The organism is Streptomyces sp. NPDC048353, from assembly GCF_055587165.1.
This window is the reverse complement of sequence record NZ_JBVJGU010000001.1, coordinates 422,339-439,274: the sequence shown is the minus strand read 5'-3', so window position 1 is coordinate 439,274 and position 16,936 is coordinate 422,339. Positions and strand designations below refer to the sequence as shown.

The following is a 16,936-nucleotide window of genomic DNA, read 5'->3' as shown; positions in this document are numbered from 1 at the left end:
CGCGAGCACCGGTGCCGATGCCGGGTTCAGGCGCCCGTGGTGCCGAGGGAGCGGCGGAACGCCAGGCACTCCTCGTAGACCGGCAGGATGCCGGCCTCGCGCGCCTCGGCGAGCGTGGGACCCTGCGCGTCCTTGGCGGACAGCTCGGGCTCGCCGGTCACCGGCCACTCGATGCCGATCGCCGGGTCGAGGGGGTAGACGGTCCGCTCGCGCTCGGGGGCGTACCCCTCGGAGCAGAGGTAGGCGACGGTCGCGTCGTCGGTGAGGGCGCAGAAGCCGTGGCCCAGGCCCTCGGAGAGGTAGACGGCGTTGCGCTCCTGGTCGTCGAGGCGCACGCCCTCCCACTGGCCGAAGGTCGGCGAGCCGACCCGCACGTCGACGATCACGTCGAGCACGGCGCCGCGCACGCAGGTCACGTACTTGGCCTGGCCGGGCGGGACGTCGGCGAAGTGGATACCGCGCAGGACCCCGGCGGCCGAGACCGACATGTTGGCCTGCTTCAGTCCGAGCGGGTGACCCACGGCCTCGGCGAGCCGGTCCGCCTTGTACCACTCCAGGAAGAGACCGCGGGCGTCCCCGTGCTGCTGCGGGACGAATTCCCAGGCACCCTCGATGCCAAGGGGATTGACCTTCATTACGGAAGTCCTTATATCGGTGCGATATCCGTGCGGTGACGCCTCGAATACGGAGCGGTTATGCCCCGTACGTCAGCAGGTTCAGGAGATAGTCGCCGTAACCGCTCTTGGTCAGCGGCTCCGCGAGGGCGCGCAGCTGGTCGTCGTCGATGAACCCGGCCCGCCAGGCGGCCTCTTCGAGGCAGCCGATCTTCAGGCCCTGGCGCTCCTCGACGACGCGCACGAACTCGGAGGCCTGGACGAGGGACTGGAAGGTTCCGGTGTCGAGCCAGACGGTGCCCCGGTCGAGGACGGAGACCTGGAGCTCCCCGCGGTCGAGGTAGTACTTGTTGACGTCCGTGATCTCCAGCTCGCCGCGGGCGCTCGGCTCGAGGCCCTTGGCGACCTCGACGACACGGCTGTCGTAGAAGTAGAGGCCGGGGACGGCGTAGCGGGACTTGGGCTGGGCGGGCTTCTCCTCGATGGAGCGGGCGCGGCCCTGCTCGTCGAAGTCGACCACGCCGTACGCCGTCGGGTCGGAGACGGCGTGGGCGAAGACCACACCGCCCTCGGGACGCTGGAAGTCGGCCAGCTGCCGGCCGAGGCCGACGCCGTGGAAGATGTTGTCGCCGAGGATGAGCGCGACGGGCTCGTCGCCGACGAACTCCTCGCCGATGACGAACGCCTCGGCGATGCCGGCGGGACGGTCCTGCGTGGCGAACTCGATGTTCAGACCCCAGTCCGAGCCGTCGCCGAGCAGCCGCTCGAACTGCGGGCGCTCCTCCGGGCCGGTGATGACCAGGATGTCCCGCAGGCCGGCCATCACGAGGGTCGACAGCGGGTAGTAGATCATCGGCTTGTCGAAGACCGGCATCAGCTGCTTCGACACGGCTCGGGTGATCGGCCAGAGCCGGGAGCCGGTACCACCGGCAAGCAAAATTCCACGCATGGTCCCGCAGCCTACGACAGCCCCGGGGTCCCCGCCGCCACCGCACCGGTGACACCCGCCACTGAACGGCGGGCAACGGGGAGACCATAGAATGGCGCCCCTTATGAAGATTCTCGTCACCGGCGGCGCCGGCTTCATCGGTTCTCAATTCGTGCGGGCACTCCTTCTCGGAGAACTGCCCTCGGGCGAAAACGCCCATGTCACGGTCCTGGACAACCTGACCTATTCGGGCAACGAGGCGAACCTCGCGCCGGTGGCCGACAAGGCGGGTTACACCTTCGTCCACGGCGACATCCGCGACCCCGGAGTCGTCGACGACGTGATGCGCGGCCAGGACGCCGTCGTGCACTTCGCCGCCGAGTCCCACGTGGACCGCTCGATCATGGACTCCTCGCCGTTCGTCACCACGAACGTGCTGGGTACGCAGGTGCTCCTGGACGCCGCCAAGCGTCACGGCGTCGGGCGTTTCGTGCACGTCTCCACCGACGAGGTCTACGGCTCCATCGCCGAGGGCTCGTGGACGGAGGACTGGCCGCTCGCGCCGAACTCCCCGTACTCCGCCTCCAAGGCCGGCTCGGACCTGCTGGCGCTCTCGTACCACCGCACGCACGGCATGGACGTCGTCGTCACGCGCTGCTCCAACAACTACGGGCAGTACCACTTCCCCGAGAAGATGATCCCGCTGTTCACCACGAACCTGCTGGACGGGAAGAAGGTCCCGCTCTACGGCGAGGGCCTGAACATCCGCGACTGGCTGCACGTGTCCGACCACTGCCGGGGCATCGAGATGGTGCTGCGCGGCGGCCGGGCGGGTGAGGTGTACCACATCGGCGGCGGCACCGAGGTGACCAACAAGGAGCTGACCGGCATGCTCCTCGACGCCTGCGGCGCCGGCTGGGACATGGTCGAGCACGTCGAGGACCGCAAGGGCCACGACCTGCGCTACTCCCTCTCGATCGCCAAGATCCACGAGGAGCTGGGCTACTCCCCGCTCGTCACCTTCGAGCAGGGCCTGGCCGACACCGTCGCCTGGTACCGCGAGAACCGCTCCTGGTGGGAGCCGCTCAAGGCGAAGGCGGCGCTGTCCGCATGACGCGCTGGCTGATCACGGGCGCGGCCGGGATGCTCGGCCGCGACCTCACCGAGGTCCTGCGGGAGAGCGGGGCGGCCACCGTCACCGCGCTGACCCGCCGGGAGCTGGACATCACCGACCCGGAGGCGGTCCGCGCGGCGGTCGCCGGGCACGACGTCGTGGTCAACGCGGCCGCCTGGACCGATGTCGACGGCGCCGAGGCCGACGAGGCGGCGGCGACCCGGATCAACGGCGAGGGCGTCCGCGTGCTCGCCGGGGCCTGCGCCGAGCAGGGCGCGGCGCTGCTCCAGGTCTCCACGGACTACGTCTTCCCCGGGGACGCCGACCGGCCCTACCCGCACGACGCCCCGACCGCGCCGGTGAACGCCTACGGCCGGAGCAAGCTGGCGGGCGAGCGGGCGGTCACCGAGCTGCTCCCCGAGCGCGGCTACGTGGTGCGCACGGCGTGGCTGTACGGCGCGCACGGCCGCAACTTCGTCTCCACGATGCTGGGGCTCGCCGAGACCCGCGAGACCGTCGACGTCGTCGACGACCAGCGCGGCCAGCCCACCTGGACCCGCGCGCTCGCCCGTCAGCTGCGGGACCTGGGCGAGGCGGCGGTGGCGGGCAAGGCCCCGGCCGGCGTCTACCACGGCACGGCGACGGACACGGCGACCTGGTTCGACCTGGCGCGGGCGGCTTACGAGCTGTCCGGCCTGGACCCGGAGCGGGTGCACCCGACCACCTCGGAGAAGTTCGTACGGCCGGCGCGCCGCCCCTCGTACAGCGTGCTCGCGCACGAGCGGTGGGCCGAGGCCGGCGTCGCCGCGCAGCCGCACTGGCGCGACCAGCTCGCCGAGGCGCTGCGGGCCATGGCCTCCGGCGGACGGCCGAGCGTGTGAGCCTGCTGGATCGCATCACCACGGCGCTGCCCCAGGGCACGGCCTTCGTCGGAGCGGGCACCGCCGTCCTCGGGATCGCCAGCTACGTCCATCTCGCGGCGGCGGGCCACACGCTCGCCGTCGACGACATGGCGAGCTTCTCCGTGCTGTGGACGGTGGTCTTCTCCATCGGCCTGGGTCTGTTCTTCCCGATCGAGCAGGAGATCACCCGGGTCGTCGCCTCGCGGGTGGTGGCCGGCGACGGAGCGCTGCCGGTGCTGCGCCGGGGCGCGGTGCTGTCCTTCGGGCTGCTCGCGGTGGTGCTGCTGCCGCTGTCGCTCTTCGGGCGGCGGCTCGCTGACCTCTTCTTCCACGGTGACATCGGCCTGGTGTACGCCCTGGGCGGTGCCTTCGCCGCGCTGGCCTTCGCGCACGTCACCCGTGGTGTGCTGGCCGGACTCGGCCGGTTCCGGGCGTACGGCGTCCAGCTCGGCCTCGACGGCGGGCTGCGGATCGTGATGTCGCTGGCGCTGGCGCTGGCGGGCGTCCGCTCGTCCTTCGCCTTCGCGGCGGTGCTGACGGTCGCCCCGCTGCTGGCGGTGCTGGTCACGCTGCGGCCGGTGTTCCAGGGGGCCCGGCCGGGCTCGGCGGCGCACTGGCGCGAGTTGATAGAGCACCTGGGCCTGCTGGTCGGTTCGACGCTGCTGGCCCAGCTCCTGGTGAACATCGCGGTGATCAGTACGAAGCTGATCGCGACGGACGACAACGCGCTGGTCACGGCGCTGCTCTCGGCGCTGGTGCTGGCCCGGGTGCCGCTCTTCGTCTTCGGCGCCTTCCAGGTGTCGCTGTTGGCGGGGCTCTCCTCGGCGGCCGCCGAGGGGGACACGCAGGGTTACCGGCGGCTGCTCCTGCGGGCGGCGTCGATCACGGCGGGTCTGGGCGTGGCCGGGGGGGTGTGCGCGGTGGCCCTCGGGCCCCTCATGCTGCCCGTCCTCTTCGGGGCGCCGGACGTCCTCGGACCGCTGGACTTCGCGTGGCTCTCGCTCGGGACGACGCTGTACATGCTGGCCATGGTGCTGGGGCAGGCACTGCTCACGAGCGGTGGCGCACGGCAGCAGCTGGTGGCGTGGATCGTGGGGACGGTCTTCCTGGTGGCGGTCACTCTCAGTCCGCTCGAGCTGCGCACGAGGGTCGAGATCGCCTACGCCGTGGGGTCGCTCGCGGTCGTCACCAGCATGATTCTCGCCCTTCGCTCTCGTGTAGGCTACCGTTCGGTGCACTCATAGGAATGATCACCATTCCCTCACTCTCCGTAACCATCGCGGCGGACAGTGGACTGCAATTCAAGCGGCGCATTTTCTCCCAGCCGCTCAGCCCGGAAGAGTAGACAGGCCCTTTCCATGAGTCGTCCGATACACCGGAGTCCGGCATGAAGTTGTGGATGCTGACTTCGGTCACCGGAGTCATTCTGGTCGCGTGCATCGTCGAGCTGCTGCGTCGGCGCAAGCTCAAGGAGAAGTACGCGTTCCTCTGGGTGATCACCGGACTGGTGATCATTCCGCTCGGATTCTTCCCGAGGGTGCTCGACTCCGTCGCCCGTGCCGTGGGCGTCGCGTCGGGTGTCAGCCTCATCCTGTTCCTGAGCGTGGCGTTCCTGTTCATCGTCTGCCTCCAGCTCAGCTGGGAGGTCGGCCACCTCGAGGAGGAGGGCCGGACGCTCTCGGAGGAGGTCGCGCTGTTGCGACTGGACGTGCAGGAGCTGCGGTCGCAGGCAGCGGCCGCCCAGGAGACGCCGGCCGCGCAGACGCGCGCCGGGGAGACGGCCGACTCGGCGGAGCAGGGAGGCGGCAAGTGATCGACGGCAAGCGCGTACTGATCATCATGCCCGCGTGGAACGAGGCCGACGGCGTCGCCGACGTCGTCAAGGAGGTCCACACCACGCTGCCGGGCGTCGACGTCCTGGTCGTCGACGACGGCTCCGCCGACAACACCTCCGCGGTGGCCCGTGCCGCCGGCGCGACCGTGATGACCCTGCCGTACAACCTCGGCGTCGGCGGTGCCATGCGCGCCGGCTACCGCTACGCGCACGACCGCGGCTACGACGTCGCCATCCAGGTCGACGCCGACGGCCAGCACGACCCGCGCAACGTCCCCGAGCTGCTGGCCCGTCTCGGCCGCTCCGACCTGGTCATCGGCGCGCGCTTCGCCGGCACCGGGGAGTACGAGACCCGCGGCCCCCGCAAGTGGGCCATGCTCGTCCTCGCCTTCTGGCTCTCCCGCATGGCCAAGTCGAAGCTCACGGACGTGACCTCCGGCTTCCGCGCCTGCAACCGCGACCTCATCGACGTCTTCGCACACTGGTACCCCGTCGAGTACCTCGGCGACACCGTCGAGAGCACCATCGCCGTGGTCCGGGCCGGCTACCGCATCGAGCAGGTCCCGGTGGCCATGCGTCCGCGCGCCACCGGCACGCCCAGCCAGTCGCCCTGGAAGGCCACGATGTACCTCGGCCGGATCGGGATGATCCTGCTGCTCGCGCTCAGCCGGCGGTCCGCCCTCGGCCCCGCGCGGAAGGGCAAGTGACCGCTGTGGACACGCTCGACATCATGCTGCCGCACTACGGCGACACCGGTCTCCTCCAGGCCGCCGTGCGCAGCGTGCTCGACCAGACCGACAAGGACTGGCGGCTGACCGTCGTCGACGACGGCCGCGAGGAGGGCGTGCCCGAGTGGTTCGCCTCCCTCGGCGACAGCCGGGTGCGCTACGAGCGCAACGAGCGGAACCTCGGCATCACCAAGAACTTCCGCAAGTGCGTGGAGCTGGTGGAGGCCACCCACTTCACCATGCTCGGCAGCGACGACCTGCTGCTGCCGGACTACGTGGCCACGATCCGCGCGGCCGTGGCCGCCGAGCCCGGCGCGGCGATCTACCAGCCGGGCGTCGAGGTCATCGACGAGCACGGCAACCCCTCCACCACCCTGGGCGACGAGGTCAAGCGGCGGCTGTACGCGCCGAAGAACGACGGCCGCCGGCTGGTCCTGTCGGGCGAGCCGCTCGCCGCGAACCTGCTGGGCGGGAACTGGCTGTACTTCCCCTCGATCGCCTGGCGCGCCGACGTCGTCAAGGAGATCAGCTTCCGCGAGGACCTCTCGGTCATCCAGGACCTGGCGCTGATCATCGAGCTGATCCGGCGCGGCGAGAAGCTGGTGGTGGACCCGGCGACGGCGTTCCGCTACCGTCGCCACTCCGGCAGCCTCTCCTCAGCCGAGGCCATGACGGGCGCCCGCTTCGGCGAGGCCGTGCGCTTCTTCAACGAGGTCGCCGACGAACTCGACCGGCACGGCTGGCCGAAGGCCGCGAAGGCGGCCCGCCGGCACCTGTCCATGCGTCTGCACGCGCTGACGCTGCTCCCCGGGGCCCTGCGGCACCGCCAGTCGGCCGCCGTACGCCGCCTGCTCGGCTACGCCCTGACCTCCACTCCGTGAACGTCCTCCCGGGGCGGCCGGACGCGGTCCGGCCGCCCCGCTGAACCTCCCCTGGTAGCCACATGACTCCTACGCAAGCAGCAGATCGGCCCGCCGTACCCCGGTTCAGCATCATCGTGCCGGCGTACGGCGTCGAGGCGTTTCTGCGCGACTGCCTCGACTCCGTGCTGAGCCAGTCCTTCGGGGACTTCGAGGTCATCGCCGTCAACGACGCCTCGCCCGACGCCTGCGGCGAGATCATGGACGAGTACGCGGCCCTGGACGAGCGGGTCGTAGCGGTCCAACTCACCGCCAACGTCGGTCTGGGCCGCGCCCGGAACGTCGGCATGACCCGCGCCCGGGGCACGTACCTGCTCTTCCTGGACAGCGATGACACCATGCTGCCCGGGTCCCTCCAGGCGATCGCCCGGCGCCTGGAGGAGACCGAGGACCCCGACCTGCTGGTCTTCGACTACTCCCGCACCCACTGGGACGGCCGGATCACCCCCAACGCCAAGGCCGCGGTGCTGGCCGAGAGCCCCCGCGGCGCCTTCGCGCTGGACGAGAAGCCCGAGCTCCTCGGCCTGCTCCAGGTGGCCTGGAACAAGGCGTACCGCCGTGCGTTCGTGGAGCGCTGGGGCTTCGAGTACCCCACGGGCTACTACGAGGACACCCCCTGGACCTATCCGGTCATGGTCGCCGCCGAGCGGATCGCCGTCCTCCCCCGGGTCTGCGTCCACTACCGCCAGCGGCGCCAGGGCAGCATCCTGCACAGCCGCAGCCGCAAGCACTTCGACGTCTTCGACCAGTACGAGCTGGTCTTCGCGTTCCTGGCCGCGCACCCGGAGTTCGAGCGCTGGCACGGCGCGCTCTACGAGCGGATGACCACGCACTTCCGGGTGATCGAGCGCTCCCCCGGCCGGCTCCCCGACGACGCCCGCGAGGAGTTCCGCACCCGCTTCCTTGCCGCCGAGCGCGCCCACCGCCCCGCCGGCCACGTCGCGCCGCAGAGCTCGACGTCCACGGCCCGCAAGGTCGCCACCCGCCTCCCCGTGCCGCTGCGGAAGGTCGCCCGCGGCGCCTACCGATCGGCCCGCAGGCTCCGCGCCGCCCCGCGCACCCTGCGCAAGCCGCTGCGCACGGCGGTCCTGGCCGGCTACTACCGCGCCCAGCGCATGCTCCCGGTCCAGAACGACGTCGCCGTCTTCGCCGCGTACTGGAACACCGACTACGCCTGCAACCCGGCGGCGATCCACCAGAAGCTCCTCGAACTGGCCCCCAAGGTCAAGACGACCTGGATCCTCAAGCCCGGTTCGCGCAACACCCCGCCGCCCGGCACGAACGTCGTCCACCCCGGCTCCTTCGGCTTCTGGCGCGCCATGGCCCGGGGCAAGTACTTCGTGAACAACGTGAATTTCCCCACCCGGGTCGTCAAGCGGCCCGGGCAGATCCACGTGCAGACCCACCACGGCACCCCGCTGAAGCGGATGGGCGTCGACCTGGCCGAGTTCCCGGTCGCGCAGGGCGACCTCGACCTGCCGACGCTGATGCAGCGGGTGGACCGCTGGGACTACAGCATCTCGGCGAACAGCTTCACCACCGCGATCTGGGACCGCGCCTACCCCGCCGAGTACACCCCGCTGGACTACGGCTACCCGCGCAACGACGTCCTCGTCCACGCCACCGAGGAGGACCGGGCGAAGGCCCGCGCCAAGCTCGGCGTGGCCCCCGGCTCGACGGTCGTCCTCTACGCCCCGACCCACCGCGACTACCACGGCACCCCCCGCCCCCTGCTGGACCTGGAGCGCTTCGCCCACCGGCTCGGCGAGGACTACACCGTGCTGTCCCGCGCGCACTACTTCCACCTGGACGCCCCGGACGCCGGCGGCCCCGCGGCCCACGGCGTCCTCGACGTCAGCGGCCACCCGTCGGTCGAGGAGCTGTACCTCGCGGCCGACTGCCTGCTGACGGACTACTCCTCACTGATGTTCGACTACGCCCACCTGGACCGGCCGATCGTGGTCTTCGCCAACGACTGGGAGGTCTACCGCGCCACCCGCGGGACCTACTTCGACATCCACGTCGAATCTCCGGGCCCCGTGGTGGAAACCGAAGAGGACCTGCTCGACGTCTTCCTCTCCGGACGATGGTCGGACGAGGCGTCCGCCACGGCGCGGGCGGCGTTCCGCAGACGTTTCTGTGAGTTCGACGACGGCTTCGCGGCGGAGCGTGTGGTGCGGAAGGTCTTCCTGAACCAGGAGAATGTACCGCCGGTGGCGCTCCCACCGGAGCGCCCGAGCCCTCCCGCACGAGGCTAGAGCTACCGTGTCCGGCGAGCCCGGCCGCCGCCGTCACGCACGAACACTTTGAGGAAAGGCGCAGTACCCCCATGCCTCCCCGCCTGTCAGTAGTCGTTCCCGTTTACAACGTGGAGCTCTTTCTCGACGAGTGTCTGCAGTCACTCGTCGACCAGACCTTCACCGACTGGGAAGCCATCGTCGTCGATGACGGTTCCTCCGATGGCAGCCTCGCGATCGCGCGGCGCTGGGCGGCGGAGGACGCACGTTTCCGTGTGGTCGAGCAGGAGAACAAGGGACTGGGCCCGGCGCGCAACACCGGGGTGGCCCATCTCACCCCTGGTACGGAGTTCCTCGCGTTCGTCGACAGCGACGACATCGTGCTCCCGGACGCCTACGAGCGCTGCGTCGCCAGCCTGGAGGAGACCGGCTCCGACTTCGTCAGCGGCAACGTCAACCTCCTCAAGGCCGGCGAGGTCCTTCCCTCGCCGCTGCACGAGAAGCGCCTGGGCAAGAGCCGCACCCGGACGCACATCACCCGGGACAAGGCCCTCGTCTACGACCGCACCGCCTGGAACAAGGTCTTCCGCCGGTCGTTCTGGGACCGTCACGCCTTCGAGTTCCCCGGCATCCTCTACGAGGACGCGCCGGTCACCCTCCCGGCGCACTTCCGGGCCTCCTCGGTGGACGTGCTCGGCGACCCGATCTACCTCTGGCGCCAGCGGACCGGCGGCGCCCCCTCGATCACCCAGCGCCGCACCGAGCCGGTCAACGTCCGCGACCGCATCCGCTCCTGTGACTCCGTGAGCCGCTTCCTGGCCTCCCAGCCCGGCGAGGCGTACGCGGAGCACAAGCGCTGGTACGACGAGATCTTCATCAGCGACGAGCTGCCCCTCTTCATGGGCGTCCTCGACGAGGCCGGCGACGAGTTCCGCACGCTCTTCATGTCCGGGGCCGCCGACTTCCTCAGCCGGGTCGACCCGCGGATCATGCCCCGGCTGACGGTCTCCCTGCGGCTGAAGTGCCACCTGATCTCCGAAGGGCGGCTGGAGGAGCTCCTCGACCTCCTCGCCTTCGAGCGCGAGACCGGCCGCGCGGTGCCCGTGACCCGCCAGGGGCTGCGCCACTTCGCCGACTACCCCGTCATCGACCGGGCCAAGGGCGAGGTCCCGCGCCAGGTCCTGCGGGTGGACTCCGACTTCTCGGCGCGCGCCCGCGTCGAGGAGGTGAGCTGGCGCGGCGGCCGGCTGCACATCGACGGCCACGCCTACATCCGCAACCTGGCGGCCGAGAAGCCCAAGCCCGCGCTGCGCGTCCTGATGCTGCGCGAGACCGGCAGCCGGCGCACGGTCCTGGTCCGGCCCAGCCGGACGCAGGCGCCCCGGGCCACTCAGACGTCGGGCCAGTCGCTGCACAACTACGACTGGTCGGGCTTCGCCCTCGACCTCGACCCGGGCAAGCTCAAGGCCCGCGGCGGCTGGCGCGACGGCGTCTGGCGGCTGACCGTCGCCACCGTGCAGCAGGGCGTGGTGCGCCGCACCCGCCTCAAGGCCGGCGAGAGCGGCAGCGCCGAGAGCCCCGCCCAGTTCTGGGTGGAGGACGACGTCCGCGTCGTGCCGTACGTCCTGGACAGCCACCTCTACGTCCGCGTCGACCGGGTGCGCGCCCGGCTGACCGGGCACCGTGCCGTGGACGGCGCGATCGAGCTGACCGGTGTCCTCGGCCACGAGGCCGTGGCGCCCGGCGCGGGCGGCACGCTCCGCCTGACGCACGGGACCTCCGGCGCCACGCTGGAGTACCCGGTCACCCGGACAGCCGCCGCCTCCGGCGCCCAGGAGTTCTCCGTACGGGTCCCGCTCGCGGACCTGGACGTCGAGGGCCGCGACTCGGAGAACCCCGAGGTCACCGACAAGTGGTCGGCCGAGCTGGTCCTCGCCGGCAAGCGGAAGTTCCCGGTCGCCGTCGACGACAGGCACGGCGATCTGGGCCGCCAGCACCCCGTCACCGCCGACGCCACCGCCCCCTGGGGCACCCGGGCGATCGCCGTGACCAACGACGGCATCGGCCGGCTCGTGCTGCGCACCCAGCCGGTCCAGCCCATGGTCGGCGGCATCACCGTCACCCCCGAGGGACGGATCGTCCTGGAGGGCTCCGTGCCCGCCACGGTCGACGAGCCGGTCGAGCTGGTGCTGCGTCACAGCCGCCACGCGGAGGAACACGCCCACCCGGTCACCGTCGAGGACGGCGTCTTCCGCGCCGACTTCCTGCCCGTTCCCACCGGGATCACCGAGGTCCCGCTGCGCCAGGGCCGCTGGTACCTCTTCGCCCGCACCGCCGAGAGCCGCTTCGAGGTGCCGCTGCGGGTCGTGCCCGCCTCCCTCGGCGAACTGCCGGTCGGCTTCACCGTCCGCGGCCGCGACTACACCCTCACCCACCGGTTCTACGACCGGCTGCTGGTCGAGGCGGCCCCCGACCTCGGCACCGAGGAGTTCGGCTGGTACCGCCAGCGGGAACTGCGCACCACGCTGTACACCGAGGCGCGCACCGCGCCGCTGCGGGACACCGTGCTGTACGCCTCCTTCTCCGGCCGCCAGTTCTCCGACTCGCCGCGCGCGGTCTACGAGGAGTTGCTGCGGCAGGGCTCGGAGCTGGAGCACGTGTGGGTCGTGGAGGACCGCCGGGCGCACATCCCGGAGGGCGTCAAGGTCATCCGCCGCTGGAGCCGGGAGTGGTACGAGGCCCTGGGCCGCAGCCGTTTCATCGTCACCAACACCCATCTGCCGCACTGGATCAGGCGCCGTGAGGGCCAGGTGATCGTGCAGACCTGGCACGGCACCCCGCTCAAGCGGATCGGCCACGACATCGACAGCGTGCAGTTCGCGGACCGCAAGTACCTCTCCAAGGTGGCCGAGGAGACTCCGAGCTGGAGCTTCCTCATCTCCCCCAACCGTTTCTCGACGCCGATCATGAAGCGGGCGTTCCAGTACGAGGGGGAGGTCCTGGAGTCCGGTTACCCGCGCAACGACGTCCTGCTGTCGGACAAGACGGAGGACCTGGCGCGCGCGGTGCGCGAGCGCATCGGTCTGCCGGAGGGCAAGAAGGTCGTGCTGTACGCGCCGACCTGGCGGGACGACCAGTTCTACCAGGCGGGCAACTACAAGTTCGATCTGCGCCTGGACGTCGAGAAGGCCGCCGCGCGGCTGGGCGAGGACCACGTCCTGCTGGTCCGCAAGCACTCGAACATCGTCGACGCCGTCCCCGGCGCGGGCGACGGCTTCGTCTACGACGTCTCCAGCTACCCCGACATCGCCGAACTGTTCCTGATCACCGACGTGCTGATCACGGACTACTCCTCCCTGATGTTCGACTTCGCGAACACGGGCCGGCCGATGCTGTTCTTCACGTACGACCTCGAGTACTACCGGGACCAGCTCCGCGGCTTCTACTTCGACTTCGAGAAGCGGGCTCCCGGCCCCCTGCTCCAGACCTCCGACGAACTCATCGAGGCGCTGAGCGACATCGAGCGCATCAGCGGCCGCTACACCGAGGCGTACGGTGAGTTCCGGGACGTCTTCTGCGACCTCGACGACGGCCACGCCTCCGAGCGCGTGATCACGCGGATGCTGGAGCTGGCGTACCCCGACCGAACGTCCCCCGACCCCGCGGAGAAGCGTTGAGACTGCCGACCATTCCCTACGTCAGCGAACGGCTGGAACGGATCCCGGCTCAGCGGCGGCTGCCCCTCGCGGTGTACGCGGTCACTCAGCTGATCTTCCTGGTCTGGTGGGCCGCCTTCTACCCGGGCGGGATGAGTTACGACTCCATCTCGTACGTCTGGCACGTCACCACCGGTCACTGGATGTCGAACCACTCGGTGGCCTACGACGGCCTGGTGTGGCTCTCGCTCCAGATCACGGGTGACCTCGCCGCGCTCACGCTCCTGCAATCCATGGCGATGGCCGCGTCCCTCGCCTATGTGACGGTGACGCTCCGCCGGTTCGGGGTGCGGGGCAAGTGGAGCGCCACGGCGGCGATCGCGTGCGCGGTGCTGCCCTCGATCGGCACCTTCACCGTGTACGTGTGGAAGGACGTGCCCTTCGCCATCGGCGGGATCCTCGCCTTCGGCGCGGCCGGCCGGCTCGCGGCCCGGCGCATGCGGGGCGAGGAGTCCGTCCGCGACAAGGCGTTCCGCAACGAGATCGCGGTCCTCTTCCTCGGCTTCATGTGCATGGGGATCTTCCGGAACAACGGCCTGCTCGTCGCGGTCATCGCGGTGCCGGTGCTGCTGCTCGTGCTGCCGAGGATGCGGCGCTGGCTGCTGTTCGCGACGGTCGTCCCGGTGGTCATCGCGGCGGGGCTCAACACGGTGGTCTACCCGGCCCTGGGCGTGCAGACGCCGACCAAGGACCAGGTGTACGCGATGAACTACGCGGACATCGCCGTGGTCTACGGCAAGGTTCCGCAGACCTTCACCAAGGCCGACAAGGAGCTGATGGCGAAGGTCGCCCCGCTGGACCACTGGAGCGGCCGGGCGGCGAACTGCTACAACGCCGACTGGGCGATGAAGAAGCCCATGGACCGCAAGGCGGCGGCGCGGCTCAACAGCGAGCTGATCGACCTGTGGGTGCGGACCATGAAGCGCACCCCGGACCAGATGATCGCGGCGCGGCTGTGCCGCTCGCACATCGCCTGGTCGCCGTTCCCCGGGCCGAGGGAGCTGATGGGCCACACGCTGATCAGCCCGCCGTCGGTGCCGAAGAACCTCTTCGGCTGGGCGGACTGGAACGACGAGATGCGGGACAGCCCGTACCGTCCGCTGCTGAAGATCCGTCCGCTGGCGGAGCCGCTGAACGACGCCGCGTACTTCACCTGGATGGCCAGCAAGACGCCGCAGCTGCAGTGGCTGCTGTTCCGGGGCGCGATCTGGTGCTACGCCGCCTACGCGGTCGTCCTGTGGTTCTCGCGCCGCAACCGGACCTGGACGCCGCTCGCGCTGGTGGCGATCCCGCTGGCGCTGCAGCTGACGGTGGTGGCGGCGAACCCGGCCCCGCTGGCGCGCTACATGTTCGCCCCGATGTTCATCGGCATCCTGACGATCCCGCTGATCGGCGCGAAGCCGCGCTTCGGGAAGCAGGGCACGCGGAAGGCGGCGGCCGCGGAGCCGACGCAGGAGCGCGACCCGGAGCCCGAACCGGAACGGGTGCACTGACGGCTCCCTGATCCGACGAGGGGCCCGGCCGGCGACGGCCGGGCCCCTCGTCGTTCGCCCGGCGCTCCCGGTACGCGAGACGAAACGGCGCCGCGCCGGACTCCGTGGGGAATCCGGCGCGGCGCCGACGCTCTGCCCGGGGCGGGCGGGAGCGGCTAGAACGGGTCGAAGTCGTCGAACTCGCGCTGCGCCTCGTCCCGTTCGGCGTCCCGGTCGCGGCGGCGCTGCGCCGCCGGGCGCGGGGCCTCCAGGCGGTGGTCCTCACCACGGCGGCCGAGCATCTCGGCGCCGGCCATCATCGTGGGCTCCCAGTCGAAGACGACCGCGTTCTCCTCGGAGCCGATGGCGACGCCGTCGCCGGCGCGGGCGCCCGCCTTCATCAGGGCGTCCTCGACGCCGAGGCGGTTGAGGCGGTCGGCGAGGTAGCCGACGGCCTCGTCGTTGTTGAAGTCGGTCTGGCGGACCCAGCGCTCCGGCTTCTCGCCGCGCACCCGGTAGACGTCCTCGTCGCCGTCGTACGTGACCGTGAAGCCGGTGTCGTCGACCGCCTTCGGGCGGATGACGATCCGGGTCGCCTCCTCCTTCGGCTTGGCCGCGCGCGAGGTCGCCACGATCTCGGCCAGGGCGAAGGAGAGCTCCTTCAGGCCGGTACGCGCCACGGCGGACGCTTCGTAGACGGTGTAGCCGCGGGCCTCCAGGTCCGGGCGGATCATGTCCGCGAGGTCCTGGCCGTCCGGGATGTCGATCTTGTTGAGGACGACGATCCGGGGCCGGTCGTCGAGGCCGCCGTACTGCCTCAGCTCCTCCTCGATGACGTCGAGGTCGGAGACCGGGTCGCGGTCGGACTCCAGCGTCGCCGTGTCCAGGACGTGCACCAGCACCGAGCAGCGCTCGACGTGGCGCAGGAACTCCAGGCCGAGGCCGCGGCCCTGGCTGGCGCCCGGGATCAGGCCGGGAACGTCGGCGATGGTGTAGACCGTCGAGCCGGCGGTGACGACGCCCAGGTTCGGGACGAGCGTGGTGAAGGGGTAGTCCGCGATCTTCGGCTTGGCGGCCGAGAGGACGGAGATGAGGGAGGACTTGCCGGCGCTGGGGTAGCCCACGAGCGCCACGTCGGCGACGGTCTTCAGCTCCAGGACGATGTCGCCCAGGTCGCCGGGCTCGCCGAGCAGCGCGAAGCCGGGCGCCTTGCGCCGCGCGGAGGCGAGCGCCGCGTTGCCGAGTCCGCCGCGGCCGCCCTGGGCGGCGACGTACGTCGTGCCCTCGCCGACCAGGTCCGCGAGGACGTTGCCCTGCTTGTCGAGGACGACGGTGCCGTCGGGCACGGTCAGGACGAGGTCCTGGCCGTCCTTGCCGGAGCGGTTGCCGCCCTCGCCGGGCTTGCCGTTGGTCGCCTTGCGGTGCGGCGAGTGGTGATATTCGAGGAGCGTGGTGACGGACTGGTCGACGACCAGGATCACATCGCCGCCACGGCCGCCTGTGCCACCGTCCGGGCCGCCGAGCGGCTTGAACTTCTCCCGGTGAACGGAGGCGCAGCCGTGGCCTCCGTTACCCGCGGCGACGTGCAGCTCGACGCGGTCCACGAAGGTGGTCATGGGTGTGCCTCCATTTACTTACGTACGGAATGTCTATCTAGTAACACGCGAAAGGCGGACCCGCTTCCCGTTACGGGAAGTGAGGTCCGCCTCCGCAAAAGAACCGATCAGGCGACCGGAACGATGTTCACGACCTTGCGGCCACGGTGGGTGCCGAACTGCACCGCACCGGCGTTGAGGGCGAACAGCGTGTCGTCGCCGCCGCGGCCGACGCCCGCGCCCGGGTGGAAGTGGGTGCCACGCTGGCGGACCAGGATCTCACCGGCGTTGACGACCTGACCGCCGAAGCGCTTCACGCCGAGCCGCTGAGCGTTGGAGTCGCGACCGTTCCGAGTGGACGATGCGCCCTTCTTGTGTGCCATCTCTCCTCAGTCCCTTACTTCGCAGCCGTGGGGATGCCGGTGACCTTGATCGCCGTGTACTGCTGGCGGTGGCCCTGGCGACGGCGGTAGCCGGTCTTGTTCTTGTAGCGAAGGATGTCGATCTTCGCGCCCTTGTGGTGGTCCACGACCTCGGCCGTGACCTTGATACCGGCCAGGACCCACGGGTCGCTGGTCACGGCGTCGCCGTCGACAACGAGCAGGGTCGAGAGCTCGACCGTGTCGCCAACCTTGGCAGTGGAAATCTTGTCAACCTCAACGATGTCGCCGACAGCAACCTTGTGCTGGCGACCACCGCTGCGCACGATGGCGTACACGCGGATCTCTCTCTCACTCGGGAACGGACCCCTGATGCCAGCCGCTCACACGGGCCGAGGCCCGCGGTGATCCGGAAGTGGACGAGCGGCCTCTCCCGACGGACGGGAGGAGGGTGCTCAGGGGAGTGGCACGTCATACGACACGCCGACGGTCAAGG

Annotated in this window: 14 protein-coding genes; 9 read left to right on the top strand and 5 right to left on the bottom strand. The window is 70.5% G+C overall.

The genetic code is table 11. The features are described 5' to 3' along the window. Positions 1–26: 26 nt before the first annotated feature. Positions 27–635, bottom strand: coding sequence for a dTDP-4-dehydrorhamnose 3,5-epimerase (rfbC, locus tag ACZ6RC_RS01850; protein WP_391142614.1), 609 nt, complete (start codon positions 633–635; stop codon positions 27–29). Positions 636–693: 58 nt separating this feature from the next. Continuing rightward, entirely contained in the window at positions 694–1,563 is an 870-nt protein-coding gene (gene rfbA / locus ACZ6RC_RS01845) for a glucose-1-phosphate thymidylyltransferase RfbA (RefSeq protein ID WP_469578664.1), read from the bottom strand. A gap of 103 nt (positions 1,564–1,666) precedes the next feature. Between rfbA and rfbB the strand changes: the two genes are divergently transcribed. The 9 genes from rfbB to ACZ6RC_RS01800 all read left to right on the top strand — a co-directional run bounded on the left by rfbB (position 1,667) and on the right by ACZ6RC_RS01800 (position 14,486). Continuing rightward, the gene (gene rfbB, locus ACZ6RC_RS01840) at positions 1,667–2,656 is read left to right on the top strand and encodes a dTDP-glucose 4,6-dehydratase (protein WP_391142620.1); all 990 of its coding nucleotides are present in this window, start codon (positions 1,667–1,669) and stop codon (positions 2,654–2,656) included. Continuing rightward, positions 2,653–3,537: a dTDP-4-dehydrorhamnose reductase gene (rfbD, locus tag ACZ6RC_RS01835; RefSeq protein ID WP_391142622.1), complete on the top strand. Its 885-nt coding sequence runs from the start codon at positions 2,653–2,655 to the stop codon at positions 3,535–3,537. Before rfbB ends, rfbD begins: the two co-directional genes overlap by 4 nt. Continuing rightward, complete coding sequence (locus ACZ6RC_RS01830) at positions 3,534–4,802, top strand: lipopolysaccharide biosynthesis protein (RefSeq protein WP_391142624.1); 1,269 nt, start codon at positions 3,534–3,536, stop codon at positions 4,800–4,802. Before rfbD ends, ACZ6RC_RS01830 begins: the two co-directional genes overlap by 4 nt. Positions 4,803–4,957: 155 nt before the next feature. Beyond that, the gene (locus ACZ6RC_RS01825; RefSeq protein ID WP_453614563.1) at positions 4,958–5,371 is read left to right on the top strand and encodes a DUF2304 domain-containing protein; all 414 of its coding nucleotides are present in this window, start codon (positions 4,958–4,960) and stop codon (positions 5,369–5,371) included. Beyond that, positions 5,368–6,099: a glycosyltransferase family 2 protein gene (locus tag ACZ6RC_RS01820; protein ID WP_391142628.1), complete on the top strand. Its 732-nt coding sequence runs from the start codon at positions 5,368–5,370 to the stop codon at positions 6,097–6,099. The genes ACZ6RC_RS01825 and ACZ6RC_RS01820 overlap by 4 nt, the downstream gene beginning before the upstream one ends. Next, on the top strand, positions 6,096–7,001 hold the full coding sequence (locus ACZ6RC_RS01815; RefSeq protein ID WP_469578661.1) for a glycosyltransferase family 2 protein: 906 nt from the start codon (positions 6,096–6,098) through the stop codon (positions 6,999–7,001). Before ACZ6RC_RS01820 ends, ACZ6RC_RS01815 begins: the two co-directional genes overlap by 4 nt. 62 nt (positions 7,002–7,063) lie before the next feature. Next, positions 7,064–9,298, top strand: coding sequence for a bifunctional glycosyltransferase/CDP-glycerol:glycerophosphate glycerophosphotransferase (locus ACZ6RC_RS01810; RefSeq protein WP_453614560.1), 2,235 nt, complete (start codon positions 7,064–7,066; stop codon positions 9,296–9,298). Between the two features lie 71 nt (positions 9,299–9,369). Beyond that, on the top strand, positions 9,370–12,954 hold the full coding sequence (locus ACZ6RC_RS01805) for a bifunctional glycosyltransferase/CDP-glycerol:glycerophosphate glycerophosphotransferase (RefSeq protein ID WP_391142632.1): 3,585 nt from the start codon (positions 9,370–9,372) through the stop codon (positions 12,952–12,954). Further along, positions 12,951–14,486 carry a DUF6020 family protein gene (locus ACZ6RC_RS01800; protein WP_469578658.1) on the top strand — a complete coding sequence of 512 codons (1,536 nt, stop codon included), beginning with the start codon at positions 12,951–12,953 and terminating at the stop codon, positions 14,484–14,486. The genes ACZ6RC_RS01805 and ACZ6RC_RS01800 overlap by 4 nt, the downstream gene beginning before the upstream one ends. A 155-nt stretch (positions 14,487–14,641) precedes the next feature. Here ACZ6RC_RS01800 and obgE read toward each other — a convergent pair whose 3' ends face one another. From obgE to rplU, 3 genes are all read right to left on the bottom strand, one after another. Continuing rightward, positions 14,642–16,081, bottom strand: coding sequence for a GTPase ObgE (obgE, locus tag ACZ6RC_RS01795; RefSeq protein WP_469578656.1), 1,440 nt, complete (start codon positions 16,079–16,081; stop codon positions 14,642–14,644). A 107-nt stretch (positions 16,082–16,188) separates the two neighbouring features. Further along, entirely contained in the window at positions 16,189–16,443 is a 255-nt protein-coding gene (gene rpmA, locus ACZ6RC_RS01790) for a 50S ribosomal protein L27 (RefSeq protein ID WP_030961848.1), read from the bottom strand. A gap of 14 nt (positions 16,444–16,457) precedes the next feature. After that, positions 16,458–16,778, bottom strand: a complete 321-nt coding sequence (gene rplU, locus ACZ6RC_RS01785) for a 50S ribosomal protein L21 (RefSeq protein WP_114036861.1) — start codon at positions 16,776–16,778, stop codon at positions 16,458–16,460. Between the last annotated feature and the right edge of the window lie 158 nt (positions 16,779–16,936).

Coding starts and splice junctions, on each gene's coding strand:
- rfbC (WP_391142614.1), bottom strand. CDS start 635: ATGAAGGTCAATCCCCTTGGCATCGAGGGTGCCTGGGAATTCGTCCCG.
- ACZ6RC_RS01825 (WP_453614563.1), top strand. CDS start 4,958: ATGCTGACTTCGGTCACCGGAGTCATTCTGGTCGCGTGCATCGTCGAG.
- rfbB (WP_391142620.1), top strand. CDS start 1,667: ATGAAGATTCTCGTCACCGGCGGCGCCGGCTTCATCGGTTCTCAATTC.
- ACZ6RC_RS01810 (WP_453614560.1), top strand. CDS start 7,064: ATGACTCCTACGCAAGCAGCAGATCGGCCCGCCGTACCCCGGTTCAGC.
- ACZ6RC_RS01805 (WP_391142632.1), top strand. CDS start 9,370: ATGCCTCCCCGCCTGTCAGTAGTCGTTCCCGTTTACAACGTGGAGCTC.
- rfbA (WP_469578664.1), bottom strand. CDS start 1,563: ATGCGTGGAATTTTGCTTGCCGGTGGTACCGGCTCCCGGCTCTGGCCG.
- obgE (WP_469578656.1), bottom strand. CDS start 16,081: ATGACCACCTTCGTGGACCGCGTCGAGCTGCACGTCGCCGCGGGTAAC.
- rfbD (WP_391142622.1), top strand. CDS start 2,653: ATGACGCGCTGGCTGATCACGGGCGCGGCCGGGATGCTCGGCCGCGAC.
- rpmA (WP_030961848.1), bottom strand. CDS start 16,443: ATGGCACACAAGAAGGGCGCATCGTCCACTCGGAACGGTCGCGACTCC.